This window comes from Burkholderia sp. YHN3-13, from assembly GCF_055810675.1.
On sequence record NZ_JBVVNQ010000001.1, the window covers coordinates 16,413 to 42,134 of the forward strand.

General features: G+C 63.5%; 18 protein-coding genes and 2 pseudogenes. 9 read left to right on the forward strand and 11 right to left on the reverse strand.

Annotation, left to right across the window (positions count from 1 at the left end; all coding sequences use genetic code 11):
• The first annotated feature begins 8 nt into the window (after window positions 1-8).
• The 3 genes and pseudogenes from AC0KUR_RS00085 to AC0KUR_RS00095 all read left to right on the forward strand — a co-directional run.
• Complete coding sequence (locus tag AC0KUR_RS00085; protein ID WP_059541780.1) at window positions 9-1,361, forward strand: MFS transporter; 1,353 nt, start codon at window positions 9-11, stop codon at window positions 1,359-1,361.
• A gap of 10 nt (window positions 1,362-1,371) precedes the next feature.
• Window positions 1,372-1,719 (forward strand): annotated as a pseudogene (locus AC0KUR_RS00090) (ATP-binding protein); the annotation flags it as partial.
• Between the two features lie 346 nt (window positions 1,720-2,065).
• A pseudogene (locus AC0KUR_RS00095) lies at window positions 2,066-2,170 on the forward strand (carboxymuconolactone decarboxylase family protein); the annotation flags it as partial.
• A gap of 70 nt (window positions 2,171-2,240) precedes the next feature.
• Here the strand turns inward: AC0KUR_RS00095 and AC0KUR_RS00100 are convergent.
• Window positions 2,241-3,203: a 2-hydroxyacid dehydrogenase gene (locus AC0KUR_RS00100; protein WP_234743347.1), complete on the reverse strand. Its 963-nt coding sequence runs from the start codon at window positions 3,201-3,203 to the stop codon at window positions 2,241-2,243.
• A 313-nt stretch (window positions 3,204-3,516) separates the two neighbouring features.
• Between AC0KUR_RS00100 and AC0KUR_RS00105 the strand changes: the two genes are divergently transcribed.
• The 4 genes from AC0KUR_RS00105 (at window position 3,517) to AC0KUR_RS00120 (ending at window position 7,404) form a co-directional block, all read left to right on the forward strand.
• A complete protein-coding gene (locus AC0KUR_RS00105) occupies window positions 3,517-4,275 on the forward strand; it encodes an SDR family oxidoreductase (RefSeq protein WP_059542991.1) in 759 nt (252 codons plus the stop codon).
• Between the two features lie 94 nt (window positions 4,276-4,369).
• Window positions 4,370-5,656 (forward strand): MFS transporter, encoded by a 1,287-nt coding sequence (locus AC0KUR_RS00110; RefSeq protein WP_212066826.1) that lies wholly within the window; start codon window positions 4,370-4,372, stop codon window positions 5,654-5,656.
• A 47-nt stretch (window positions 5,657-5,703) separates the two neighbouring features.
• Window positions 5,704-6,096, forward strand: coding sequence for a VOC family protein (locus AC0KUR_RS00115; RefSeq protein WP_011548570.1), 393 nt, complete (start codon window positions 5,704-5,706; stop codon window positions 6,094-6,096).
• 60 nt (window positions 6,097-6,156) lie between these two features.
• Window positions 6,157-7,404: a citrate synthase family protein gene (locus tag AC0KUR_RS00120; protein ID WP_212066816.1), complete on the forward strand. Its 1,248-nt coding sequence runs from the start codon at window positions 6,157-6,159 to the stop codon at window positions 7,402-7,404.
• Between the two features lie 415 nt (window positions 7,405-7,819).
• Here the strand turns inward: AC0KUR_RS00120 and AC0KUR_RS00125 are convergent, their stop codons facing one another.
• The 4 genes from AC0KUR_RS00125 to AC0KUR_RS00140 all read right to left on the reverse strand — a co-directional run bounded on the left by AC0KUR_RS00125 (window position 7,820) and on the right by AC0KUR_RS00140 (window position 15,044).
• On the reverse strand, window positions 7,820-11,146 hold the full coding sequence (locus tag AC0KUR_RS00125) for a helicase C-terminal domain-containing protein (protein WP_473375149.1): 3,327 nt from the start codon (window positions 11,144-11,146) through the stop codon (window positions 7,820-7,822).
• A complete protein-coding gene (locus AC0KUR_RS00130) occupies window positions 11,143-12,975 on the reverse strand; it encodes a phospholipase D family protein (protein ID WP_473375150.1) in 1,833 nt (610 codons plus the stop codon). The genes AC0KUR_RS00125 and AC0KUR_RS00130 overlap by 4 nt, the downstream gene beginning before the upstream one ends.
• Window positions 12,969-14,207, reverse strand: a complete 1,239-nt coding sequence (locus tag AC0KUR_RS00135; protein ID WP_059544970.1) for a DUF6361 family protein — start codon at window positions 14,205-14,207, stop codon at window positions 12,969-12,971. The genes AC0KUR_RS00130 and AC0KUR_RS00135 overlap by 7 nt, the downstream gene beginning before the upstream one ends.
• A 171-nt stretch (window positions 14,208-14,378) precedes the next feature.
• Window positions 14,379-15,044: a GIY-YIG nuclease family protein gene (locus tag AC0KUR_RS00140; RefSeq protein ID WP_473375151.1), complete on the reverse strand. Its 666-nt coding sequence runs from the start codon at window positions 15,042-15,044 to the stop codon at window positions 14,379-14,381.
• Window positions 15,045-15,255: 211 nt separating this feature from the next.
• Here AC0KUR_RS00140 and AC0KUR_RS00145 point away from each other — a divergent pair, with 211 nt between their 5' ends.
• Window positions 15,256-15,777 (forward strand): UvrD-helicase domain-containing protein, encoded by a 522-nt coding sequence (locus AC0KUR_RS00145; protein ID WP_473375152.1) that lies wholly within the window; start codon window positions 15,256-15,258, stop codon window positions 15,775-15,777.
• An 892-nt stretch (window positions 15,778-16,669) separates the two neighbouring features.
• On the opposite strand, the gene AC0KUR_RS00150 is transcribed toward AC0KUR_RS00145, so the two are convergent.
• The gene (locus tag AC0KUR_RS00150; RefSeq protein WP_431641477.1) at window positions 16,670-17,998 is read right to left on the reverse strand and encodes a tyrosine-type recombinase/integrase; all 1,329 of its coding nucleotides are present in this window, start codon (window positions 17,996-17,998) and stop codon (window positions 16,670-16,672) included.
• Window positions 17,999-18,124: 126 nt separating this feature from the next.
• On the opposite strand from AC0KUR_RS00150, the gene AC0KUR_RS00155 reads away from it, so the two are divergent.
• Window positions 18,125-18,712, forward strand: a complete 588-nt coding sequence (locus AC0KUR_RS00155) for an IMPACT family protein (RefSeq protein WP_473375153.1) — start codon at window positions 18,125-18,127, stop codon at window positions 18,710-18,712.
• A gap of 60 nt (window positions 18,713-18,772) precedes the next feature.
• On the opposite strand, the gene ppk2 is transcribed toward AC0KUR_RS00155, so the two are convergent.
• The 5 genes from ppk2 to AC0KUR_RS00180 all read right to left on the reverse strand — a co-directional run bounded on the left by ppk2 (window position 18,773) and on the right by AC0KUR_RS00180 (window position 25,640).
• On the reverse strand, window positions 18,773-19,723 hold the full coding sequence (gene ppk2, locus AC0KUR_RS00160) for a polyphosphate kinase 2 (protein WP_034191570.1): 951 nt from the start codon (window positions 19,721-19,723) through the stop codon (window positions 18,773-18,775).
• Window positions 19,724-19,811: 88 nt separating this feature from the next.
• Window positions 19,812-21,206 (reverse strand): OmpW/AlkL family protein, encoded by a 1,395-nt coding sequence (locus tag AC0KUR_RS00165; protein WP_473375154.1) that lies wholly within the window; start codon window positions 21,204-21,206, stop codon window positions 19,812-19,814.
• Window positions 21,207-21,210: 4 nt separating this feature from the next.
• Window positions 21,211-22,506 carry a beta-barrel domain-containing protein gene (locus tag AC0KUR_RS00170; protein WP_034191572.1) on the reverse strand — a complete coding sequence of 432 codons (1,296 nt, stop codon included), beginning with the start codon at window positions 22,504-22,506 and terminating at the stop codon, window positions 21,211-21,213.
• Between the two features lie 12 nt (window positions 22,507-22,518).
• Window positions 22,519-23,523 (reverse strand): lysophospholipid acyltransferase family protein, encoded by a 1,005-nt coding sequence (locus AC0KUR_RS00175; RefSeq protein ID WP_034191696.1) that lies wholly within the window; start codon window positions 23,521-23,523, stop codon window positions 22,519-22,521.
• Complete coding sequence (locus AC0KUR_RS00180) at window positions 23,520-25,640, reverse strand: peptidase domain-containing ABC transporter (protein ID WP_059556440.1); 2,121 nt, start codon at window positions 25,638-25,640, stop codon at window positions 23,520-23,522. The genes AC0KUR_RS00175 and AC0KUR_RS00180 overlap by 4 nt, the downstream gene beginning before the upstream one ends.
• Window positions 25,641-25,722 lie beyond the last annotated feature (82 nt).

Below are 25,722 nucleotides of genomic sequence, written 5' to 3' on the forward strand. Positions count from 1 at the left end.
AGATCGTCATGGAAATGAGCCGCACGGCAAATCCCGCGGACGCACTCAAGCGTACGAAGGTCCGCTACGTCATTCTGGCCCTTATTTTTGTCATCACGACATTGAACTACGCAGATCGCGCGACCTTGTCGGTCACCGGATCTGCAATGCGGGGAGAGTTCGGCTTCGATGCGGTCAAGATGGGATACATCTTTTCCGCATTTAGCTGGGCCTATGTTCTCTGTCAGATTCCAGCCGGCTGGCTGCTCGATCGCTTCGGAGCACGCCGAGTGTATGCCGCGAGCATCTTCCTCTGGTCTCTCTTTACATTGCTTCAAAGCTCGATCGGCCTGGCAGGGAGCGCCGCAGCAGCGGTAACCACGCTATTCATGTTGCGCTTTGTCATGGGGGCCGCTGAGGCGCCGGCGTTCCCTGCAAATGCCAAGGTCGTAGCGAGCTGGTTTCCTACAAAGGAACGCGGTACTGCCTCCGCTATCTTCAATTCGGCGCAATATTTCGCAGCTGTCGTGTTTACTCCGCTGATGGCGTGGATTACCCACGCCTTCGGCTGGCATTACGTCTACGTCGTCATGGGCTTTGCCGGACTGCTGCTGGCAATAACGTGGCTCAAGGTCATGAAAAACCCGGTGAACCATCCGGGCGTCAATAAACCGGAGCTCGAGTATATTGACCAGGGCGGTGGCCTCATTCACGGCCGAAAACTAGCCGACGCCGGTTCGCGCAGTCATCGCGGTGGCTGGGGCGTTGTGCGGCAACTGCTGGGCAATCGCATGCTGCTCGGCGTGTATCTCGCACAATTCTGCATTAACGTGCTTACCTATTTCTTCCTGACGTGGTTTCCGATCTACCTCGTTCAGGCCCGGCACATGACTATCCTCCAGGCAGGGCTCATCGCTTCCCTGCCGGCCATCTGCGGGTTCGGTGGCGGCGTTCTCGGTGGCGTGTTGTCGGACACACTTATACGACATGGTCGCTCGCTCACCGTCGCACGAAAGACGCCGATCGTTGGCGGCATGCTGCTGTCGTGCTGCATCGTCGGATGCAACTACGTCAATACCGATTGGGTCGTCGTTGCCCTTATGTCGCTTGCCTTCTTCGGGAAGGGTCTGGGTGCACTTGGATGGGCTGTGGTCGCAGACACCTCACCCAAGGAAGCGATTGGCCTGTCTGGATCGATCTTCAACATGTTTGGCAACGTTGCCGGTATCGTCACCCCCATTGTGATCGGGTATCTCGTCGCACAGTCTGGTGGCTCGTTTAACGGCGCCCTGGCTTTTGTAGGTGCCAATGCGCTGATTACAGTGTTCTGTTATCTCGTCATCGTTAAAGAGATCAAGCGCGTAGAGCTTAGTCACGACTAGTCCAAAGTTACTGGAGCAGGAGAAGTCCATCGGCAAACAAGGCGAGATCGCCCATAAGCTAATGTACGTCGACCTGGTGATCCTCGACGAACTGGGCTACCTGCCGTTCAGCCAAACCGGTGGCGCATTGCTGTTCCACTTGCTCTCGAAGCTGTATGAACACACGAGTGTCGCGATCACCACCAACCTCAGCTTCGGTGAGTGGGTGACCGTGTTCGGGGACGCAAAGATGACGACGGCGCTGCGGGACCGCGTCACCCATCACTGCCACATCGTCGAAACAGGCAATGAATCCTGGCGCTTCAAGTCCAGTCCTGCCAAGGCGAAGGCAACCAGAAAGAGAGCAGCAAAGCAGCAGGCAGTGAGGAGTTATCCACACCGGAATAGATGTACTACGCTGTCTCGGGGTGGGTCAAAGTTCAGTGGAAATCAACACGCCAGCGTCGCGGCGTTGATGGCTTCGGCCGTCATCGGACCGTTGCCGAACTGCTCGAGCAACTCGGCCGGAATCGCCGGCAGAGCCGCCGGCTGGGCTTTCAGTTTGCGAGGCATAAACTCTCCTTGGGAGCATGTTATGCCTTAAACACAAAATTCCTGACAGGCCCGAGCGGCGGCATGGTTTGGCGCATCAGCGCGAGACCAAGGCGGAAGCCCTATCGCAACTCGACGTTAGGGCGTCCGTCGTCACCCCCCTGGACGTAACAAAAACGACCCTGCTGCATGCGACCGCCTATTCGGGTATTCCGCATCGTCTCAGCGCGTTCAAGGCCGCGCATGAGGTGCTGGTGGCGGAGGGGGTGTTGAAGTAACGACGCGGTTGAAGCCGGGGGTTCCGTCATCGGACACCCCGGCATGGGCGAGCGCTCGCGCCCGCCGGCATCACAGCGCGTTCGGCGCCCCCTTCCCGTCAAGCACCGCCGCGACGTTGTCGAGCGCGGTAAACCCCATCTGGTCGCGCGTCTCGACGGTCGCGCTCGCCATGTGCGGCGACAGAAACACATTGTCGAGCGCGGCAAAGCGCGGATCGATGTTGGGTTCGTTCCGGTAAACGTCGAGCCCCGCGGCGAACAGCCGATGCGAGGTCAACGCGTCGTACAGCGCATCCTCGTCGACGAGACTGCCGCGTGCCGCATTCACGAACACGGCACCGTCGCGCAGTAAGCCGAATTCGCGGCGGGTCATCAACGGCGTGCCGCCGCCGGGCACGTGCAGCGTGAGGATGTCGCACTGCGGGAGCAGCGTGTCGAGATCCGCGCAATAGCGCGCGCCGGCCTCGATCTCGGGCGGTGCGGGACGTCGGTCGGTATAGACGGTCTTCATCCCGAAGCCGCGCGCGCGCTGCGCGACCGCACGGCCGATCCGCCCGAAACCGACGATTCCGAGCGTCTTGCCGTTCACGCGCGTGCCGAGCATGTCGGTCATGCCGAACGACTTTCCCCACCCCGCGCGCACGATACGCTCGTACTCCGATGCACGCCGGCACGCGGCCAGCACCAGCAGCATCGTGAAATCGGCCGTGCAGTCGGTCAGCGCATCGGGGGCGTTGCTGACCGCGATTCCGCGTGCGCGTGCGGCGGCGACGTCCATGTGGTCGTACCCGGCGCTCGCGTTCGCGATGATCTTCACGCTCGGTGGCAATGCTGCGATGTGCTCGGCCTGCAGCCCGGATTTCTTGCCGATCAGCACCGCCGGCGTCTCGTAGCGATTGCAGAACTCGACGACGGACGACGCGTCCATGTCGGCGTCCGTTACATACGCGTTGAATTCGGATTCTGCGCGTGCGGCGACTGCGGCGGGAACGCGTCGCGCAACCAACAGGCGGGTGCGATTGTTGTCAGGCATGGTCTCGTCCTTGGGTCGGAAAACGGAACACAGCCTACGAAGCGCAGTCGGCGCAGGTCAATATTGATTGGTTCGATCAACATGTCCGCGCGGCATTGAGCGACCGGATAATCGACCGATTCCGATCATGTCCTCTGCTATACGCGATGCCGTGCCGGCGCGCGAACGGCGCAGTCGCGAGCTCTGGAAAACCCTGACGCCAGCCCGTCGGGACGGGGCGGTTGATGTTGATTGAAAGAATCAAGATTGCTGCGAAATCGTCGCCGCGCAATGCTTTTTGCATGTTCAACGGACTGAAGACGAGGGCGTGAAAATGCAGGCAGAGAAAAGAATCGCGGCAGTGACGGGCGCCGGCACCGGAATCGGACAGGCAGCGGCGGTAGCGCTCGCGCAAGCCGGTTTCAGCGTCGCGCTGCTCGGCCGGCGCATTGATCCACTACTCGCGACGCAGGAGATCGTCGAGCGGGCAGGCGGCGTGGCCGCGGTCATTCCGACCGACGTTTCCGACGAGGCATCGGTCGATGCGAGCTTCACGCGGATTGCGCATGACTTCGGCCGCCTCGACGTGCTGTTCAACAACGCGGGCCGCAACGCAGGCGCCGTGCCGCTCGACGATTATTCGCTTGAGTTCTGGAACGACGTGGTCGCCACCAACCTGACCGGCGTGTTCCTGTGCGCCCGCGCCGCGTGGCGCCAGATGAAGCGCCAGACGCCGCAAGGCGGCCGCATCATCAACAACGGTTCGATCTCCGCGCACACGCCGCGCCCGAACACGATCGCGTACACGGCCACGAAGCACGCGGTCCTCGGCATCACGCGTTCGCTTGCCCTCGACGGTCGACCGTTCAACATCGCCTGCGGCCAGATCGATATCGGCAACGCCGCGACCTCGCTCACGGAGCGCATGGACAGCGGCGTGCTGCAGGCCGACGGCCGCATCGCGCCCGAGCCGCGCGTCGACGTCGTGCATGTCGCGAGCGCGATCGTGCAGATGGCGAGCCTGCCGCTCGAAGCGAACATTCTGAACATGACGATCATGGCAAGCGCGATGCCCTTCGTCGGACGCGGCTGACCGGACGCGCGCCGGCGCACACGACAGGTTCACCAGCACAACCATCACAAAACAGGAGACGACATTGAAAACCGCTGAAGAACAGGTTTCGGTCATGCGCGAGTTCGACGCGCACGCAGGCGCCGCCAGGCGATCGCGGGTGCGCTACGGCGTGCTGTCGATGCTGCTGGTGGCCACCGTCCTCAACTACGTCGATCGCTCGGCGCTCGGTATCGTCGCGCCGGCGTTGTCGAAGGATCTCGCGCTTACCCGCGTGCAGATGGGCGAGCTGTTCGCCGTGTTCGGCCTCGCCTACTCGATCGCGCTGCTGCCGGCTGGCGCTCTCGCCGACCTGCTCGGCTCGCGCGTCGCGTATGCGCTATCGCTCGTCGGTTGGTCGCTGGCCACGCTGACGCAAGGGCTCGCGCATGGCTACCACATGCTGCTCGGCTCTCGGCTAGCGATGGGCGCGCTCGAAGCGCCCGCGTTTCCGTCGAACGCGCGCGCGGTGACGATGTGGTTCCCGGTCCAGGAGCGCGGCTTCGCGACGAGCGTGTACGTGATGGGTCAGTACATCGGCACGCCGCTCTTCACCGGGCTATTGCTGTGGATCTCGTCGGCATTCGGCTGGCGCGCCGTGTTCTTCGCGACCGGCGCGTTCGGCATTCTGTTCAGCGTCTTCTGGTACCGGCTCTATCGCGATCCGTCGCGCCATCCACGCGTCAACGCGGCCGAGCTGCAGTACATCACCGAAGGGCAGCCGGTAGTGACGGCGCGCGACCGGTTCGACTGGCGCATGGCGCTGCGCCTGCTGGGCTATCGGCAGATCCTCGCGATCTGTCTCGGCAAGTTCTGCAACAACACGCTGCTGGTGTTCTTCACGACCTGGTTCATGACCTACCTTGTCGAGGAACGGCACATGTCGATGATCAAGGTCGGTTTCTTCCAGGCGATGCCGTTCATCGGCGCGACGCTCGGGATCCTTATCGCGGGTTATTTGTCCGATCTCTGCATCCGGCGCGGTGTATCGATGTCGTCGTCGCGCAAGGCGCCGCTCGTGATCGGCACCTTCCTCGGCGCATCGATCATGCTCGTCAACTTCGTGCACTCGAACGCGCTGGTGATCGCGATCCTGACCGTCGCGTTCTTCGCACAGGGAATCGGCTCGATGTCGTGGGCGGCGGTGTCCGAGATCGCGCCGAAACGCTATGTCGGGCTCACCAGCAGCATCACGAGCCTCGCCGCGAATATCGCAGCCGTCACCACGCCGCTGATGATCGGCTACGTGACGCAGCACACCGGCAACTTTTTCTGGGCGCTGAACCTGATGGGTGCGATCTGCCTCCTCGGCACGCTGTCGTACTCGGTGCTGCTCGGCAAGCTGTCGCGTATCGAGCTCTGACCCGGTTCGCCCCCTTTTACGCTCCACTGCACGTACCGCACACGACCATGATCGAATTCAAATGGGATCACCTGCAACTCTGCTCGGCTGATGCCGAGGCCACCGCCGCGTGGTTCGCGCGCTGCCTGAACGCCGAAATTGTGCGGCGCCCCGGCCGCGTCGACCTGCGGATCGGGGCGATCAACCTCTTCATCACGGCGCTGCCGGACGCATGTCCGGCGATCGTGCCGGACGGCGCGCGCATGCAAGGGATCGACCACTTGGGCGTGCTTGTCGAGGATCTGGATGCGGCTTACGCGCATCTGGTCGACAACGGCGCGGAGATCGTCCAGCCCGTCACGCGGATCCGCGCCGGCGTGCGCGGCTGTTTCGTGCGCGCGCCCGGCGACATCCTCGTCGAGGTGCTCGAGCGGCGCCCGGCCGAGATGACATTCAACTGAACCCGGTCTATAGTCGGCGCAAGCGGCCGCGCACCGGCCGCATCCTCATCACGACTCCCCATGCAGAACTGGATCACCCTGACGGAAGCGGCGCGGCGGCTCGGCGTGCGGGCGCAGACCGTCTACGCGTACGCGAGCCGCGGCAGCATTGCCGTGATGCAGGATCCCGACGATCCGCGCAAGAGCCTGTATCGGGCCGAGGATGTGGTCGCGCTGTGCCGCAAGAAACAGGTCGGCCGCAAGCGAGCGGCGCTCGCGGCCAGCACGATCTTTGGCGCCGAGCCGTGCATCTACAGCGGCATCACCACGTTCTCGAAAGGACGCGCGTGGTATCGCGGGCGCGACAGCGTTCAGCTCGCAGACACCGCCACGCTCGAGGAGACGGCCGCGCTGCTCTGGCAGGCCACCACGCCCGTGTCGTTCGATCCGCCCGCGTTGGCACTACCGCCCGGCGAGCGAGACCGGCAATGCGCGTTCACCATGCTCGCGACGCTGGCCGCGCACGGGCACTCGACGCTCGGCCGTCTCGACAGCGCACTGCATATCGAGGCCGGGCAGCTCGTCGCGATCGTGTCGCGCGCGTTCGGCGCGCACGACGACGCCGGCGCAAGCCCGCTTCACACCCATCAGCGGCTCGCGGCCGGCTGGGGCCTCGACAGCCATGGCGCAGACCTGCTGCGCCGCGCGATGGTGCTGGTCGCCGATCATGAGATCACGAGTTCGGCATTCGCCGCGCGCATCACCGCATCGACCGGCGCGTCGCTCGCGGGCTGCCTGCTGACGGGGCTCGCGACGTTGTCGGGGCCGCTGCACGGCGACGCGTCGGGACGCGTACGTGCGGTGTTCGACGACGTGCAACGATTGGGTGCCGAGCGCGTCGTCGATCATCACCTGAAGTCCGCGATCCCGATTCCCGGTTTCGGCCATCATCTTTACCCCGACGGCGATCCGCGCGCGGCCGCGCTGCTTGCGCGGCTCGATCCGCCGACGGAACTCGCGCACTTCGTCGACAAGGTCACGACGCTCACCGGCCAGCGGCCGACCATCGATGTCGCGCTGGCGACGCTGTCGGTGCAGCTTCAGTTGCCGCGCGATGCGGCGTTCGGGCTGTTCTCGATCGCGCGCAGCGTCGGACTGCTCGCACACTGCATCGAGCAGCTGCGCGTCGGCAAGGTGATCCGGCCGCGCAGCCGCTATACGGGGCCGACGCTCGACGATCGGCATCTGCGGCCCGCCGCTGACGACGACGGCAAACAGACGAAAGTCGGCGTGATCAACAAGAACCGCCTGTTCAAGGTGGTGGAGTAACCTGCCGGACAACCGTAAACCAGATTTAGATTATCTCCGTTTGCGAATAAAAGTTGTCACTGGCCGCGGCTGCGAAGACCGGTGTCAACTCCTCCGCGGCGCCGTCAGTGGCGGTCACGCGGTGTGCCAAACCTGAACTTGAACCGACAATCGTACCGTAGCGATAAGGTTCCCTATCTCGCTGTCGCGTTCATCCCGACGTCAGGATCGGCACGCGACCGCGAATGGCGGTTCTTGCACGACGCGAACGTCTCTGAACGACCCGAAGTGGCGTTCAGACAGTGGTGGAAATCGCTCCCCACGACGACTCCGGTTTCTAGGAGCGGCGGGCGGATGACCTTTGAAGGCGAGTGGTGACAGAAGAATAGGCGGAGCGGCGTTGCAACGGCCGGATGGCAACTCCCGGGGCGTTTCCTCAAGCCGCGTCTGCGCAGTCTTTGCATGCCGCTTTGAGAACATGGTTGATCGGCGCTAGATCGACTAGAAGCGCTCTGCGGATCTCTCGCAGATCGGCGTCCTCGTAATTCCGCCTAAGCAGGTTCTCGATGAGTTCCTGCTGTCTCGGCTGGCCGAACGACAATCGATAAAGAGAGAGAATCCGCAGAATCTCATCAAGCCGGTCAATTTCGCTGCTGAACGGTGCCACCGGTACGATCCGTTCTAGGCACGCGTAGCCACGCGGGACGTACCAGTACGGCACGAGATCCGTGCGGCGCTCATCCTTGCTTGCCAAATCGAAAAGACGCGTCCATACGTCGAGTGACTGCGACGCCGCAGGGAAAGTCAACGCGTTGCCATAAGCCTGCGCGACACGTTGGCGCACTACCAGCGATTTGTAGCGGTTGATGCGCCCTTCACGCTGCTCGAGATCGATCGGATTGGCAGGCAGGCTCCAATGCACGACGCGCCGGCAATACCAGTGAAAATCAAGTCCTTCCTGACCGATGGACGTCGAATTGAGCATGAACGGCCAGAACGGCGAATTGAACGATGCACGCACGTTGGTGATCCGCTTGATGCCCTCTTCCTCTGTGCTGCTTTGATTACCGAACGGCACGGCATAGTGGCAGTGGAACGTCACGTCGTGCCGTTTCACCTGGCCTTTCAGCGGCGGCAGTGCGGTCTGCGCCGTGAGCGACACCGCACCCGGCGCAATGGCCACGTGAAACGCCCCGACCGACTCGTCCATGCCGCGATAAACCGATTTGAGCAGATGCAGGAACTCGTCGAACACGGCCTGCAAATTGCCCATCGCAGCGTACGATGAGACGGCTACCCAGGGCTTGGCGCCCGGCAGCACGGCCCGTAGCACACGCTGCGATTCCATGCGGTTCATCTTGTCGATGAACGACGATGCGCAGTCCGTCGCGTGCGCTAGCAGTTTGTCGTCGGACTCGTCGGCCGCGCCGGTCTCCCAGACCGTCCAGAGCGTGCGCCGCATACACACCGCCGGCCCGGCGATGGCAAGATCCACGAGCCAGCCGAGCAGGTCGTCAGGCGGCTCACCGAGTCCGCCACCGGCGCGGGCAAGGAGTTCCAGAACGCGCGGCACGTGAGCCTTACGCGCCTGACTGGCCGCCGAAAATCGCTCGAATGCGCGCGCCCAGCGCGTCACGCTTGCCTGCGTGTCGTTGTCCCCATCGTGAAGCATGTCGAGCAGGAACGGCGCGAGGGCGTACCAGCGCGCGCTGTAACGCTGCGCGCCGTGCCCGTAGCGCTCGCACAGCAGGCGGAAATCCGCCGTCAGTTCGTCGCACACGCGCTGCCTGACTTCATCGAGCGAGGCGCCGGGATGACATACCGGCACGGCCGCCAGACGCGCGGACGGATAAATCAGCCCCCACGCCGGGCCGATCTTCGATCCGTCGAACAGCAAGGTGCCTTTGTACGCGTCGCGGTTGTCGAGATAATCGTGACGCCTGCGCCCCCTGGCCAGCAAACGCCGTTCGCACTCGTACGAAACGTAGCTGCTCAGCGCACGCGGAGCCAGTACAAGCGAGGAAAACAGCAATGTCTTGCTGAAGCCTTCCTTGTCCTTGAAGGGGCCGCAGCCTGCATAGTTGGACAGGCTCGGCGGCACCCAGAGCAAGCGTTCGGCGCCCTCTGGCGCGGCCGCACGCAACACTTGCGCGAAGCGTCCGCTCGGCGCCTCGCGCGTCAGATCCAGACTGTAGTTCCGGAAGCGCTGGTACGGAATCCAGCCCGCGCCGGCTTCCTTCAGCGCCTCCTTGACGGGCGTCTCTCTGGCATGCAGGCGCAGCGTCTCACGAAGCTGATAGCCGCTCAGGAAAGACAGGCTCCAGGGCGCGGCCTTGTGGAACTGCATGACATCGCTCACGGCGTGACCACGGCTAACCGACTTGAGCGCCTGGGCGAGCCGGTCGAGCGCGACGAATCCATCGATCTCCGCCGTTTGCGGGCGTGCATCCAGTTCGTGCGCCCGTACTGTCACGAAGATCTTCTCGATGTCCGGCTCGATTGCGCCCCGCTCAGAACGGCAGATATAAGGACGTAGCGCATCCTCGACGCGGTCGCGCTCGGCCGTGCTGAGCGTGCCCGGCACGAGCGGTGCTGACGGCAGCGTCAGCAATTGCCGCAGCAGGGCATCGCGCGCCTTTGCGTAACGACCGAGCACGTCCTTATTGTCCCGGCACAGGTAGCCGAGCAACTCGTTGAGCTGCTTCTCGTGCGCCTGGTCTTCCTGATCTTCGTCCAGATGCGTCAGCGCCTTGAACGGCGTCGCCGACAACAGAAGCGTTGCATAGCCGGTGCCTTCATGGAGCACCCGCCGCGCGATGATCTGCTCCTCCGAAACGGCGTCCTCGCCGGCAGCCGCATCCGCCGTAACGGAGCCGGCGTGCAGCAGTGCCGAAAACCGCTGGAATTCATCCAGGATGAAGATATCCGCCTTCAGATTGCGCGCGCAGGCTTCGACGAACATCTGCCGGATGCCGCCGCGCACGCAGGTCGTCAGATGCGTGCCGTGTTTGATCGCCCTGACATCTTCCGCCGCCGCTTCGGATAGGCCCTGGATCAGCGTGGCCCACGAATGCAGATTCAGTTGCAACGCTTTCGCCGCAGTTCGCGCGGACGCATCGAGCTTCGGCCGCTCCTTGAGGCGCCCGATGAACTCCGCGAGCGCCTGAGGCTCAAGCTCCCGGTTATCGCAATAACACGCGGCGTACTCCCATGCGCCCTTCACGCCGTTGCGAAAGAATTCTTCCAGTTGCTCAGTGTCATTAATCTGGCGTGCGCTCTTCACGGCGAGCCAGAGAATGTAGCGCTCCAGCGCATTCCCGCCTCCCCGGCTCAGCGAAAACGAAGTCGCTGGCGTGAGCGAGCACGATTCCATCAGCGTGCCGGGTTCCGGGTCGTCCTGCTTGAGACCGAGTTCCGCGAGACGGCCGAATTTCAGCGAACTGACCCACTGCTCCTGTTCACTGCCGCTGAACACTGCGAGCTTGCCCGCGTTCTCGTGCGCGAGCGCCTGATTCGAGCAGATATAGACCACTCTGAGCGGTGGCGCCGCACGATTGTCTTCCAGGCGGCGGCTCAAAAGCGAAGCCACGACCCCGCGCGCCACCAGCGTCTTGCCAAGTCCAACTTCATCGCCGACCAGCAGCCGGCCGTGCAGTCCGTTCGGGCCATCGAGACGCATGCACGCCTGCGTGACTGTTGCGCGCTGAAAGTCCCTCAAGTCACCGAGCGCGTCCTGGATGCGCTGTTGCGCTTCATGCATCATGCGTTTCGTTCCCGATGGTAGGCGACAAAACTGTCGAAGAGCGCGTCCAGCCCTTCCGGCAAAGTCTCGACCTCGGCGCGAATGCGCCGGTAAATATCGATGGCACGGCCCATCCGGCGCGGCGCGCGCGAGGCCGCCCGCAGGAGTTGCTCGTAGAGCGCGCCCTTGCCGTCGAGCCCGAACACGTCTGCGCCCTGCCCGTTGCCGTCGGCGCGCGACCAGTCGGTGCGCGACGGATCCAGGTGCAGAATCAATTCGAGGTAACGCAGGAGCTTTCGGCCATCGCCGACGATATCCCGGAACAGCGCACCCTTGCGCCGCTCGAGCAAGTCGACGGACAACGCCGCCTGCACGACGAATCGCTTGCGCACGCCCTTCGGCGACACGATCTCGACCGGCAGGAATGCGCTAATGTCCGTCAGGCTGACGCCGGTCCACGTCATCGGAGCGCCGAGCGCGCGCGGATCGTCGCGGCACAGCAGGCGCACGGTGGCCTCATAGCCCGCCGGCAATCGTACGGCCGCGCCGTCCGGCTGCATGTCGAGCCGCAGATCGAACCGGCCCGGCTCGCTCCGATCTTCCTTCACGTGGAGCAGCCACCCGGCGGAGCTGAGTGCATGCACGGCGCGGCGCATCGCGCTGTCTTCCTCGCGGCTGGCCGGCCCAGCCTCGCGAAACTCGTGCTTATGGAACACGTTAGACGTCTTCCATGCTTCTAGCAAGGCGTCGGGACCGATCTTGCGGTTCCTGCCCGTCAGTCGCAGCATCAGTTCGCGATTGCGGGGCGGCGCCAGTTTGCCCGGCTGCCCGAACGCGGCGTTCGTCATATTGGCCGAACCAACATGCCAGATGGCCTGCGCGCCGTGCTTCGCGACGATGAGCTTGGCGTGAAGATTCTGTTGCTCTGGCGCGCGGCTTTCGAGCCGTTCCTCGCCGTCGACCACGCGCTCCGACAGCGACAGGCAATCCCAGTTTTCCAGCGCGTCTCTGCCAATCTTGTCGAGCGTGTCACCCCGGCTGATGAGCGTGCGTCTCGCGTCATCGCGCGTGCGGCTGGCCAGTTCGGCGAGCATGCTTTGTCCATCGGCATCGAGGAAAGGTGACACGACCAGCAGATCGTCGAACTTGTCCGGCAGATCCAGCGGCACGCCAGCGGTCTTCTCGTCGCCGTGAAAGCCCGGCAGCACCTCGAACGCCGGGTCGAACTGATCGGGCGCCGTCCAGGCGACGTGTCCGAGGGCATCGCACCAGACTTTGATCTCCGGAATGTGGCGAGCGTCCTGCGCCAGCGAGCGCAGAAACGCGAGGAGACGCGGATCGCCGTTGCCGTTTCGTGCCGTTTCGCCGTCGATCGACACGGCGAGATCCCAGCTACGATCGAACGTGAGGTTGCGCGACAACACCAGCAAGCGCCAGCGATCCGCACCATCCTCATCCAGCGCGCTGAAGCGCAGCAGCCACACCTTAGGATGGAACGACGCGAACGCACCGTTTGCGCCTTCGAGCGCCACGACCGGCACGAGCAGCGGCTCGAGCAACGTAAAGAGGCGATTGAATTTGCCCGGCACCTTGATGTTGCCGCGCTGATAAAACACCATCAGGCGCTTCTGAAGCTGATCGATGGATTCGAGCAACGCCACACGCTCAGCCGACAGTTCGCCTTCCTCCTCTTCTTCCAGCGTCTGATCCAGCGTGAGCGCGAGCGAAGCGGCGGCGAGCGTTTCGAGATCGAGCGAGAAGGTGGTTGCGATAGCTGAGTGCAACGCATAGCCCGGCGGCGCGCGCAATTGACCGCCGTAGTCGAGACGATCGTTTTCGAGCGTCAGCAAGGCAACACCTCGACGATATCGTTCAACATGCGCCGCACGGTCTGCCATCGGTAGTCGAGCGCACTCATGCCGTACCAGTCGGCACGCTCGCGCGGCAGTTTGATCAACAACGAGCGCGCGGGCTTGTTGTCGACAGCCTGAGTACGGACAAGGGCATCGAGATCGGCCTGCTTCGGCGCGTCAGCCTGATTCAGCACGTTCCATCGTTCGAGGAATTCGATGGTCCGCCGCTTCACACGCGTGCCGCCCGCTTCGGCGACGCTCAGCCACTCGAGATCCGCACCCGAATGGAAGATACCGGCGAGTTTGACTGTTACGCGCCAATCGGCGTAGAGCTCATCGCAGACCGCGTGCAGTCGGTCATCGTCGATGCCTTCCGCAATCAGCCGGTTGAAAACGATATGCGCGCCCTCGACTGCGAGGCTGAAGCGCTGCGCTGCCGCGATGTTGTTGCGGCATGTCTGGCTGAGCGAAAGTTGTCCGGCTGCCCATGCGCTGAACGCGGCAAAGCTGGCGTGGTCGTCGCTCAGCGCACTGATCGTCAGGTCGTTGGAAAGCAACTGGGCGCAAACCGTGTCATCAAGGTCACGCGCCGTAGTGAAGCGCTCGCGCAGGAAACGCGCTTCGTCCTCGTCCAATTTCAAGGTGAGACCGGCCGGCCAGTCGCCTCGCGATCCGGGCGGCCGACGCACGACGGACTCGAAGCGTTGCCCGGCGTCATCGCTGCCTTCCTCGGAGCTTACGGTTTCCTGAGCATCCCCGTCGCGACGCCAGTAGCGGCAGAATTCCGCGAGCGAACTTTTCGTGCGTACGATTTCAAACACGCGCAGGCCGTTCCAGTAAGTCGAGGACGGACGTCGCGCAACACCGCCCTGCTCCACCACGGTGTGACCGATCACGCCTTCAGGTTCCAGATCCGCCGCATCGTAGTTGGTCTTGAGCGTCCTGGCGAATTCGTTCTCCGCGATCTTCAGATATTCGTCGAGCGGTCGGCGGCGGCGCTTCGCGTCTGGCAACTCCGCCCAGTCCAGCATGATCTTCGGCACGGCGAGGAAATACCGTGCGCGCGTCTGAACCGTAGTGAAGCCGGGAAAGAGCGTGTCCGCGTATGCATCTCGGAGTTGTCCGAAGCCCAGCTCATCTAGTGTGCCCGGTTCTTTCATCAGCGCGAGCACTTCGTGCACGCGCTTGCGATCCGTCGAAGAAAAATCGATCCATCCGATACGACTCATCCAGTCACCCGTTAATATTCATGCCGTCCGAACCTCCGGACAAGTGAGTTGCGCGTTACTTCGGTCAAGCCTGCAGAAAGATATCGGAAACTCAGGACAAGTCTTGTCCAGTCGCGTCCAGCTGAAGCGCGAAAGCAACACCAGGCCAAGCGACTCACCGCCATCAGACATTCAACGGCAAGCGAGGTGACGTCTCTCCGCATGATGCTCTCGCTCGATGTGCCGGCACGCCTCGTCGTGAAACAGGTCCGTGGTCATGACGATTGAGTACGTATCGTAGTCGCTCACCAGCTTTTCCGAGTTCAAACGGACTTCATCTTCCGGCCGAAAAAATGGCTCGTCCGTGTCAGCAATGAAGGCTAGATCCGTGCGCCGGACGATCTGATCGACAAGATAACCGGCGCGCTCTTCCTCCGTTGTGATCTCCAGCCAGACACGTCCGGGCATTTGAACGATTCTGACCGCGGCGATATCGGAGCGCAGGTACGCGGGATATTTTTCCCGAAGCCGTTGTGTCACGTCTTCTGCCACGTACTGTGCTGCCGGACTCTGGGAAGGCTCGGCCAAATCGAGTAGCAATGCAATGGCTTTGTCGAGCGGATACCGAAAGAACTCGCGCGCCGCATCGACACGAAAATCGGTCAGCGCAAGATGTACTTTCGCTTCCAGCGCCTCATGTTGTTCAGCAAACAATTCGAAGGCCACTTGGAACGGCGTTGGCACACCCGTGGACGAAAGTTCGCGCACACGCGTACGGGCGTCGCGTAGTGTTCGCCCGATCTTGATCAAGCCCGGCATACTCGGGTTGACCAAAACATAGACATACCCTGGGACCATGGGCTGCCCTCCTCACCCTAAATGCTCCAGCACGCTGACAAGCGCGCCGGAACCCCGTTGTAAAAGACACCATGATGCCGCATGCCGACTACTTGTCCGACTTACTACCCGAGAACCAGGCAACGACGGAAGACCACCAGTTGCCAGAGCGACGCGACGCCGGCGTAGCCTCGAAGACCACTCGACCGGCGTCTCCATCCTCGGCTCGCTCGTGCTCGTCTTTGCGCGCGAGTTCTTGCTGCCGCGCCCGGTAGTCAGGGAACTGCATTTGGGACAGGGAATGACGTGTAGCGCCATTGCCACCCGGCTTGGCGCACCGTTTGATGTGGTGGCGCAGCAGATGCTTGACGCATTACTGCTGCCTAGCCTGACCCTCACGCCTCCCCGTCAAACGCCGGATATCCCGATGAACGACGCGCAGCGACAAGCTGCGATGCATCGAGGAGCAGCCTACCTGCTCCAGGCCGGCCCCGGTACTGGCAAGACACGTACGCTCGTCGCGCGGGTGGAGAGCCTGCTAGACGAAGGCGTGGACCCCCGCCGTATCCTGTTGTTGACATTCTCCAATCGCGCGGCTGCCGAGATGGTCGAGAGGCTCGCGCGTACACGACCTGCTGCTGCGGCCGCGTTGTGGGTTGGTATCCGTTCATCACAGAGCCTCCCCGCGCAGAAATTTTGCCACGGCGTCAGCACTCCATATGAGCCGCCGGTTTGGAAGCTTGATAGGCTTTAAACCGAAATATGAGCCCGTTTGCGACCAGCGCTTTCGCACCGTCTGCGGCTCAATTCCAAAGACGCGAGCGACCTGCTCTGTCGTCAGGCGCGGCTCAAAATGTGGAGATGCAAAATCGCTTGCAACCAGCGCGTGGTTCAGCGTGCTCTGAGCCCGAACATCAAAATCCCCTTGCTCGATACACGTCAAGTTTTTACTTACACCCTTGCACCGCTTATGAATCGAAGTCATTTGTGACCCCTCAAAACGATCACTGGTCACAGCAGCAATCTACGTTGAGTAAGGTCCGAAAAATCCCTGCAGCCTGCGTGTCGGACAATGTCACGCAGATGCCTGTTGAAGACGCAAAGCCCCAGTGACCGCAACGGGCAAAGAAGCGGGCCAACGGCAACAACTAGTCGACAACAATGGGATATAGGGGCGTGCAGTGGCACTCTCGATCGAGCGTCCGCCCGACAAGAGGCATCCGAGGCGCAAAAAATTTCACGCGCATTCGGACAATGCTGACCATCAGCGGCCAGCTTCACTACAGCTAAGCGGGTAGGGTGTATAGGCTGCAAGCAGCCGCAACCCAAATGGGTGTATTGGTGAAGCGCTTGGGTGTCTTGATACTTAAGCCGCAACCTGTGACAGAGCGGCAGACAGGATTCTACATCGATTTATTGGGGCATGGGGCTTCGAGCATCGTTGATCAATGCTCGCCGCCAAGAACACCAGGCTATATCATGCGCAAACGTGCCACGATCGTCAGAATCGCCGCACGCCAACGGCGCCCCTACTCGGTTCGGTCCGAACAGTTAGCGATATAGAAAGTGCCATAAATCGCGCAGCAGATGCCGATCAACCGCGCAACCCGATACAGAGCATCAGGCACCCCACCGGCAGTCGTGGCTTAGCCCTTCTCCGGCGACTCGAACGCGATCCCCGCTTGCTCTAACATCCAAGCTTCGATCTTGTCGTGCCACATACGAAGAAGATCCAGCGGACGTCGGCGATAGTGCTTCTCAGCGATGGCAGACGGCTTATGCCCCTGGATTTGAGCGACCACACCAACTGGGACATCGATCCATTCGGATAACGTACCAAATGATCGACGAAGTCCATGCAAAGTTACATGTGGCAACCCTGCATCACGTAACGCTAGCCGGTGCGCTAACCCTGGATCAGATACATAACCGGTTGCGGATCTCTGGCTGCGGAATACCCATGGCGACGAACCCGCTTCACTGCTCAAGCATTTGGCATCGCTCTCGTTTGCCAATTCTCTCAGCTCCCCCAGAAGCTCTGCCAGATAAGATGTAAGTGGTATGGTTCGCCCATCAACCTTCTCCACCTTGTCCGCGATCTTCAGACTTCTCCACTGAAAGTCGACGTCCTCCCAACGAAGGGCGGCCAGCTCCTCCCGACGAGCGCCAGTGATTAACAGTCCCTGAAAATAGACTGATAGAACACGGTTCGGAATTGACTGCACTGCCGCAAACCATCCCGACAGTTGCTCACGCTGTAAAACATCGCCATGCTTAGCATTTGACTTGGGAACAAGTTTCCGCACTGTACGCCCCCTATACGCATCCGAAGATACAAGACCAGCGTACTCGGGCTCATCCGCAGCCCACCGAATAAAAGCGCGCAGCATTCGATAGCCGAGACTTGCTACTGTCGGACGAACTTGGGTCTCAGCTTCGAGCCACACAGAAACGCGTCGCGCCGTCAGCTCGACCATGGGCACGGCCCGCAAAGATGCCAATACCCCTGGCTTCGTGTCACCTTTGCCGCGCAACTTGACCCTGCCCCCGACTGCCGAATGGCGAACGTGGTCCCGGTAAGTCCGCTCGCTCCATTGCGCCTTTCTGGCGCCGACGTATTGATCCCAAACCTCGCCCATCGTGACAACTTGCTGCCGCTTCTTGCGCTCCTGTGCCTCGTAGGCAACTCGCTGCTCCGCCCTCAACACGCGCGGATCCTTACCCTCATTGACAAGCGTCTTCATCCTCGCAGCTTCCGAACGCGCAGCCGCGAGATCCCATGTTCGCGGATCGCCAATCGTCAAACGAACCGTTTTCCCAAAAAGCCGGGATTCGAACACATATGCCCGTGCACCAGTTGACGTCACTCTCAATCCCAGCCCAGGCGCTTTCGCGTCCCAGTAGATCGTCTGCTTCTTGTTTTGGTCGCAACGAAATGCATCGACGCGCGCCACGGTAAAATTCTCTCGCTTCATTTAGCCCCGTCCATGTAGGCACCATGTAGGCAAATTATGCCCATTTAGGTCAACATCAATCAACACGGATTCAAGCAGGCGACTGCAAAAACCATTGATTTACTTAAAGTTTTACTCACCCGGACCATGATATACACGCTCGCGACCACACACATCCGGGAACTCGAGATCCGCAAGAGCCGCTTCATCGGGCTCGCGATCCCGGTCGACGACCGCGATGCCGCGATGCAGGCGCTGCAACGCCTGCGCGACGCGCATCCGACGGCCACCCATGTGTGCTGGGCGCTGCTGGCCGGCGGCCAGTCGGGCATGTCGGACGACGGCGAGCCGTCGGGCACGGCCGGCCGGCCCATTCTCGAAGTGCTGCGCCATCACGATCTCGACGGCGTGCTCGGCGCGGTCGTGCGTTACTACGGCGGGGTGAAGCTCGGCGCGGGCGGACTGGTGCGCGCCTATACGGATGCGATCGCCTCGGCGCTGCTCGATGCCGAGCGCATCGAGCGCATTCGCCAGACGCGGCTCGCGATCGAGATCGGCTACCCAGAGGAGGCGCGCGTGCGCCGCTGGATCGAACAGGCCGGATACGAACTGGTGGACAGCACGTACGGCATGACGGTGAAACTGGTGATCAAGCTGCCGGAAACCGCCGAGGCCGATGCGAGGGCCGAATTGTTCGACCTGACCCAGGGGCGCTCGGGGTTTCCGGACCTGTGACGCGCGGGCAAGGCACCTGCCTTCCCCGCTTTGCCTGACGCTGCCAGGCGCATTCCTGCGTCAGTAAGTATCCGGCACGATCATGTCGTCCGGCGTCGGCCGGCGGATGTAGTCCTCGTGATGCTCGCGCGGCGGCAGGTCGATCGACGGGTGCGGCACCTCGTGATACGGCACCTGGCCCAGCAGATGGTGGATGCAGTTCAGCCGCGCGCGCTTCTTGTCGACGGCCTGCACGACCCACCACGGCGCCTCGGGAATATGCGTGCGCTGCAGCATCTCCTCCTTCGCGGCCGTATAAGCCTCCCAGCGGCGCCGGCTTTCGAGGTCCATCGGGCTCAGCTTCCACTGCTTCAGCGGATCCTGGATCCGCGCCTGGAAGCGCACTTCCTGCTCGTGATCGGTGATCGAGAACCAGTACTTGACGATCTGGATGCCGCTGCGCACGAGCATCTTCTCGAACTCGGGCACCGACCGGAAGAACTCCTCGTACTCGTCGTCGGTACAGAAATTCATCACGCGCTCGACGCCCGCGCGGTTGTACCAGCTGCGGTCGAACAGCACGATCTCGCCGCCGGCCGGCAGATGCGCGACGTAGCGCTGGAAGTACCATTGCGTGCGCTCGCGGTTGTTCGGCGCGGGCAGCGCGGCGACACGGCACACGCGCGGATTCAGGCGCTGCGTGATCCGCTTGATCACGCCACCTTTGCCGGCCGCGTCGCGCCCTTCGAAAATGACGACGAGCCGGTGCCCGGTGCTCACGACCCAGTCCTGCAGTTTCACGAGTTCGCCCTGCAGCCGGAACAGCTCGCGGAAATACTGCTTGCGTGCCTCGCGACGCGCCTGCGAAAACAGCAAGTCGTCGCCGTCGTCGAAGCGACGGTCGTCGAGCTCCATTTCGAGTTCTTCGTCGTATGCGTCGACGAGATCTTCCTCGAAGCGGCGCTGACGCGCTTCCATCGAGCTCGAATCGGCAAGGTTGTCGGTCTCGGTGCGGGTATCTTTGTCGCCCATGGGGCCTCCTTCCATCATTGACGCGGCCAAACTTCGCCATTATCCCAGCGTCGCGCGTCAAATTGATGAAAACCGGCCGCCGGGACCGTCAGAAGCGGAAGTTCAGCAGCACGCTGGCCAGCACCGGATTGGCCGAAATATCGAAGGTGTTCGATGCAAGCGTCCGGTTCGGCTGGCTGATGTCGAGCGTGATCTTCGTCCGCAGCGGGATATAGGTGACCATCCCCGTGATCCAGAGCCGGCGCGTGATCTGGTAGCTCGCGCCGACGGTGAACACCGGCTCCCACACGCTCTTCACCTTCGCCGATACATTGGTCCGCCCCGACAGCAGCAGGTCGCCGCCGGCATCCCAGATCCGCTGGAACATCGCCGGGTCGAGCAACAGCGACTGCAGGCTGCCGATGTCCGCGCCTGCCGCGAGCAGCCCGCCGAGCGACGCGAGCTTGCGCTGGAACACGGGGTTCAGGTTCGTGTTCGTGAAGCGCGTGTAGCTGACGCCGATGCCCGCGAACGGCCGGAAGCGATCGTCGCGCTCGCCGAGGTAGTACTTGAACACGACGGACCCGAGCCACGCGCGCGTGGTCGCGAGCGGATTGCTTTGCGTGTTCGCAAGGTCGATCAGCGGAAGACGCCCCTGGACGCCGGCAAAGATGCGCTCGAGCGGCAGCGCGATGCTGCCGTGCCCGCGCAGCGTCAGCACCGGCGGAATGCCCGCGCCGAGTTCGGCCGCCCAGTGCTCCGATAAAAAGTGGGTGAACGTGAACGCCAGCGTGTTCGTATTGCTGAGCGACAGGCTCGACCCGGCGTTCTGGAAGCTGTTCAGCCCGAGCGCGTCGGTATGCGTCGTCACGGGCGTCGACCGGCCGGTCGTCCCGACGAAGTGCCAGCCAAGGCCGACCATGTTGCGGTCGTCGCCCATCAGCTGCTCGAGCAACGGCGGCGCCTGCGCGGCCGGCAGATCGGGCAGCCGCGACGGATCGACCGGATGCAGTTCGTACGGCATCCGGCCGGCGTGGACCACGCCGCCAGCCGATGCGTCATCCGCCGTTGCCTCGCGCGGCGCGGCCGGCGCGCAGCCGTCGTCCGCGCCGTTGTCGTCGAAGCCGATACCGTCGACGCCATCGTCGCGCGCTCCCGCGCACGCGCGCCCCGCTTCACCGGTGCGCTGCCCGAGCGTGATCTTGCGTGCGCTCAACGGGACGGCGTCGAGCGGCGGCACGCCGGCCGCAGCGCCATCGCGCCCGCCGTGCGCCAGCCCTGCATCGGTCGCCCACGCGCTCGCGTCGAACCCGTCCGCATCGCCGCCCGGCCAGAAGCCGATCCCGTCGGCACCGGCCTGCCAGCGCGGCGCGGCATCGCCGTCCGGCTGCGGCGCGCCGTGCGCGGCAGCCGCGCACGCGAACAGCGTCGCGCCGAGCCAGCGCGACAACGGACGCACGGCGCCCGGCCGCGCGCGGCGGCGGGTAATGTCGCGATTCGCCATCGGCTCAGGCCGGCACGCCGAACAGGCGCTGGCGGATCCGGTACAGCGGCTCGAACAGCCATTCGAGCAGGCTGCGCCGCTCCAGCACGACGTCGGCCTTCAGCATCATCCCGGCCCGCAGCGACAGCGGCCGCCCCTCGAAGGACGGCGTTCGATCGGCGAGTTCGACCCAGGTCTTGAAGTAGGTCTGCGGCGCGGCCGCATCGCCCGGCAGGTTCAGCTCCTTCGCCGAAAACGCGACCGGCGAGATCGACAGCACCTTGCCGCGATAGGTGCCGAACTTCTCGACCGGATAGCTTGCGTACGCAACCTTCACTTCCTGCCCCTTCTTCACGAAGCCGGCCTTCGACGACGGAATGTAGACCTCGGCGATCAGCCCGTCGGCCTGCGCGGGCAGGATCTCGACGACGCGCGTGCCCGGCGGGTCGATCACACCGCCCTGCACGACGTCGAGCCGCACGATCTGCCCGTCGGCCGGCGCGTACAGCACCTGGTTCACGTTCTCGTCGATGTTGTATTCCTTCGCGTTCAGCTCCTCCTGCTTGATCTTCAGTTCCGCGTTCGCGCCGTCGTACTTGCTCTGCATCGTGTCGAGGTCGCCGCGCAGCTTCATCGCGTTCTTCGCAAGCTCGGCGCGGCGCAGCAGCAGGTCCTGGTACGCCTGCCCGGCCTGCAGGTACTGCGTGTTGACCTGGTTGTACTGTTCGAGCGTCACGACCTGCTCGTCGAGCAGCTGCTTCACGCGTGCGCGCCGTTCGCCGTACTCGTCGACGATGCGCTTCTGGTCCTGGATCTGCCGGTCGATCAGCCCACGGCTCTCGCCTTGCGCGGCGATCTGCTGGTTGATCTGCTGCACCGACGACCGGTATTCGAGCCGTGCCGCGTCGATCTGCTGCGTCACCTCCACGCGTTGCCGGTCGAGCGCCGCACGCATGCCCTGCACGTTGTTCGCCTGGCTGACGAAGCTCGTGTCGCGCGTCACCGCCATCAGCCGCTGGCCGGCCTTCACCTGCTGGTCCTTGCCGACGTAGATGTCGCGCACCGCCCAGCCCGGCGGCGCGCCGACGCCGATCAGCCCCGAGCGCGGCGTCAGCATCCCCGACACGCTCTCGGTATTCGCGTAGCTCAGTTCGACGAGCGCCGTCACGAACATCGCGAACATCGCCAGCGACAGGTAGCAGAAAAACCGCATCGACACCGGCACGTCGACGACGCCGTGGATCACGGTGCCGAAAGTGGTGCCGCGCGCGAGCTTGCGCGACGGCTTCTGTTCTTGGAGGGCGGAATTCCAGATCGGCATGGGGCAGGCTCGTCAGGCGCGACGCCGCGCGGCCGCATCGAGCAGCGGCGTCGGCATCAGGTAAGGCGTGAAGTGTTCCCAGAAATGCCATTGCTCGGGCTGGCGCACGAGCGCCTGTTCGAGGCGGTCGACGATGCGCTGGTGCGTCGCGCGCACCGGCGATGCGTCGTCGTCCGCCCCGAGCATCGGCGCGAGCGGGCTGGCCGCGAGCCCGGTGAAATGCACCGCGCAGCGATCGCGGAACGGCACGCCCGTCGCATACGCGACGAGCAGCGGAATCCCCTGTTCGACCGCGAGCTTCACGCCGCCACCGGCCATCCGCACCCAGCGCCCGCCGAGCCGGCAGCGGTTGGTCTTGCCGAACTTGCCGTGCAGGTCGGAAAACAGCAGGAACACGGGCGCTTCGCGCCGCAGGCTCGTGATCAGCCGCCGCAGATGCACGCGCTCCTCGATGTCGATGAACTCGACGTCGCCCGCGCCGTATTCGGCGACGAGCCGCAGCGCATCGTCGAAGAACGCGCCGGGCGCGTCGCGATGCAGGATCACCATCAGCTTGCGGTCGTCGGGAATCATGAAGCGCAGTTTCGTGACGAACAGCATCAGGTTGCCGAAGTGCAGCCCCGCGAGCATCAGCGGGCCGCCGCGTGCGAGCGCCGCGCGCAATTGATCGTCGCCTTCGCACGCCATCCCGTCGATCATCGACTTCATCGACGCGAGGCTGTGCGTGCGCAGCTTGAGTCCGGCGAACTCGGCCTCGAACAGCTCGCGCACGATCGCGGCCGATACTTCCCGCACGCGCCGCGGATCGTCGTTCAGGTGCGCGCTCAGCATGTAGGCGACCGCGCGTTCGATCGATTCGCGAATGGGCGGAAAGCAGCGCAGGCATGCGCCCGAGCACCAGCGCATCAGCCGCAGCCCGAACGCGGGCGACGTACGCAGCGCGACCGCACGCACCGCGCGGCGCAGCAGGAACGCATACGAGAACGGATTGAGCAGGAAGAGCCGCCCGAGCATCACCGTGCCTCCTCGGCCGCGTGCCACGCGCCGGTCGCGTCGGTCAATACGCCGTCGTGCATCTGGTAGATGCGGTCGACCATCGACAGGATCGACGCGTCGTGCGTGACGAGCACGATCGTGCACGGCAGCGTCAACACGTTGCGGCAGATCTCGTGCGTCGTCGCCTGGTCGAGGTTCGACGAAAACTCGTCGAGGATCAGCAGGCGCGGCTCGCAATACAGCGCCCGAGCGATCAGCAGCCGTTGCATCTGGCCGGCCGACAGGAACTTCTGCGTATCGCCGAGCGGCGTGTCGTAGCGGTGGTCGAGCCGCTCGATCTCGTCGTGGATGCAGGCGAGCTTCGCCGCGTCGAACATCGCGCCGATCCGCGGCGCCGGCGCGAAGTTCGTGATGTTGTCGCGGATCGTCCCGCGAAACAGCTGGTCGGACTGCGTGACGGCCGCGAGATGCTTGCGGTACTGCCGCAGGTTCACTTCCGCGAGATCGACGCCGCCGACGAACAGCGTGCCCGGGTCCGGGCGCACGAGCCCGCAGATCAGGTTCAACAGCGTCGTCTTGCCGCTGCCGGTGCGGCCGACGATCGCGATCTTGGCGCCGGCCGGCACGTCGAGCGCGATGTCGCGCAGGATCGGACGGTTGCCGCCCTTCGGCGTGTACGACAGCGCGCGGATCGACAGCGCACCGTCGAATCCGTCGATCGGTCGTACGACCGCATCCGGCGCGGGCTCCTCGGTCTCGGTCTGCAGCACGTCGGCGACGCGGTCCATGTGCACCTGCAGCACCTTGCGGCGCACATGGAGCTGGATCGAATCGATGAACTTGTCGGCGAACAGGTTCTTGTACTGAATGAACGCGTAGATCACGCCGATCGTGCTCTGTCCGTGCATCACGAGCCACGCGCCGTACGTGACGATCACGAGTTGCTCGACGTGCACGATCCCCTTCGAGATCGCATCGAACAGCAGTTGCAGCCGCTCCTGCTGGCGCATCGCCTGCAGCTTCTGCGTGAACGCGTTGACCCACAGGCTGCTGCGCGCGGTCTCGGCCGACAGCAGCTTGATCGAATGCGCGGAACGGATGTTCTCGATCAGCAGCGCATCGGCTTGCGCGCCGCGCGTGAGGATCTGCGACATCGCGTCCTGCAGCCGCGGCTGGATCGCGAGCCGGCTCAGCGCGAACAGCACCATCCCCGCGAGGCTGATGCCGGCCAGCACCGGGCTGTAGTACAACATCAGCACGAGCGTCAGGGTGCAGGTGACGATATTCAGTAGCCCGCCGACCAGCCCGTCGACGAGAAAGCGCCCGACCTCCGACACCGACGACACGCGCGAAATCGAATCGCCGGTGTTGTGGAACAGGAAATAGCCGATCGGCAGCCGCGCGAGATGGCCGACCATGTTCGCCGACAGCTGCTGCGACACGATGTTGCGCAGGTAGCTCTTGATGTTGCCGACGAGGTTCGCGTACAGCGTGTCGAACAGGAACACGATCGCGAACAGGATCGTCAGCAGGTACAGGATGTCGACGTCGGTCTTCTTCAGCGCCTCGTCGATCGTCAGCTGCACGTACGACGGGCCGAGCAGCAGCAGGAGCTGCGCGGCGACGCCGCCCGCGATGCCGATCGCGAGGCTCTTGCGGATGCCCGTCAGCCCTGCGAGGTAGTCGCGCAACCGGATCCGGTCGGTCGGACCCGCCCGCGTGAAGCCGATGTCCGGATTCAGTTCGAGCGCATAACCGGTGATGTGCGTGAGCGCCTGCGCGAGCGGCAGCTTCGTCTCGCCGAGCGCGGGGTCGACGATGTGCACGCTGCCGTAGCCGACCTTCGTCAGCACGACATAGTGGTTCATCCCCCAATGCAGGATGCACGGCGTCTTGAGCGCGTCGAGTTCTCCCGCGTCGAACTGCAACCCGCGCGCGCGCAGCCCGAGATCGTTCGAGATCTCCATCAGGTCGAAGAACGACAGCCCGGAATCGATCCGCACCGGATAGCGGTTGCGCAGCGTGCGCAACGTCGTTTCGCGCCCGTGCCACGACGCGATCATCGCGAGGCAGGCCAGGCCGCACTCCGTCACCTCGTCCTGCAGGACCGGACGGACTTTGCGCGTATTGAAGAGCATGGTCGGGCACCCGGGGCGCGACGACACGCCGCCCGGGCTTGCCGTGCGGGCCCGTGGCGGGTCGTGCGCGATACGCATGGGC

Coding starts and splice junctions, on each gene's coding strand:
- AC0KUR_RS00085 (WP_059541780.1), top strand. CDS start 9: ATGGAAATGAGCCGCACGGCAAATCCCGCGGACGCACTCAAGCGTACG.
- AC0KUR_RS00100 (WP_234743347.1), bottom strand. CDS start 3,203: ATGCCTGACAACAATCGCACCCGCCTGTTGGTTGCGCGACGCGTTCCC.
- AC0KUR_RS00105 (WP_059542991.1), top strand. CDS start 3,517: ATGCAGGCAGAGAAAAGAATCGCGGCAGTGACGGGCGCCGGCACCGGA.
- AC0KUR_RS00110 (WP_212066826.1), top strand. CDS start 4,370: ATGCGCGAGTTCGACGCGCACGCAGGCGCCGCCAGGCGATCGCGGGTG.
- AC0KUR_RS00115 (WP_011548570.1), top strand. CDS start 5,704: ATGATCGAATTCAAATGGGATCACCTGCAACTCTGCTCGGCTGATGCC.
- AC0KUR_RS00120 (WP_212066816.1), top strand. CDS start 6,157: ATGCAGAACTGGATCACCCTGACGGAAGCGGCGCGGCGGCTCGGCGTG.
- AC0KUR_RS00125 (WP_473375149.1), bottom strand. CDS start 11,146: ATGATGCATGAAGCGCAACAGCGCATCCAGGACGCGCTCGGTGACTTG.
- AC0KUR_RS00135 (WP_059544970.1), bottom strand. CDS start 14,207: ATGAGTCGTATCGGATGGATCGATTTTTCTTCGACGGATCGCAAGCGC.
- AC0KUR_RS00140 (WP_473375151.1), bottom strand. CDS start 15,044: ATGGTCCCAGGGTATGTCTATGTTTTGGTCAACCCGAGTATGCCGGGC.
- AC0KUR_RS00150 (WP_431641477.1), bottom strand. CDS start 17,998: ATGAAGCGAGAGAATTTTACCGTGGCGCGCGTCGATGCATTTCGTTGC.
- AC0KUR_RS00155 (WP_473375153.1), top strand. CDS start 18,125: ATGATATACACGCTCGCGACCACACACATCCGGGAACTCGAGATCCGC.
- ppk2 (WP_034191570.1), bottom strand. CDS start 19,723: ATGGGCGACAAAGATACCCGCACCGAGACCGACAACCTTGCCGATTCG.
- AC0KUR_RS00165 (WP_473375154.1), bottom strand. CDS start 21,206: ATGGCGAATCGCGACATTACCCGCCGCCGCGCGCGGCCGGGCGCCGTG.
- AC0KUR_RS00170 (WP_034191572.1), bottom strand. CDS start 22,506: ATGCCGATCTGGAATTCCGCCCTCCAAGAACAGAAGCCGTCGCGCAAG.
- AC0KUR_RS00180 (WP_059556440.1), bottom strand. CDS start 25,640: ATGCTCTTCAATACGCGCAAAGTCCGTCCGGTCCTGCAGGACGAGGTG.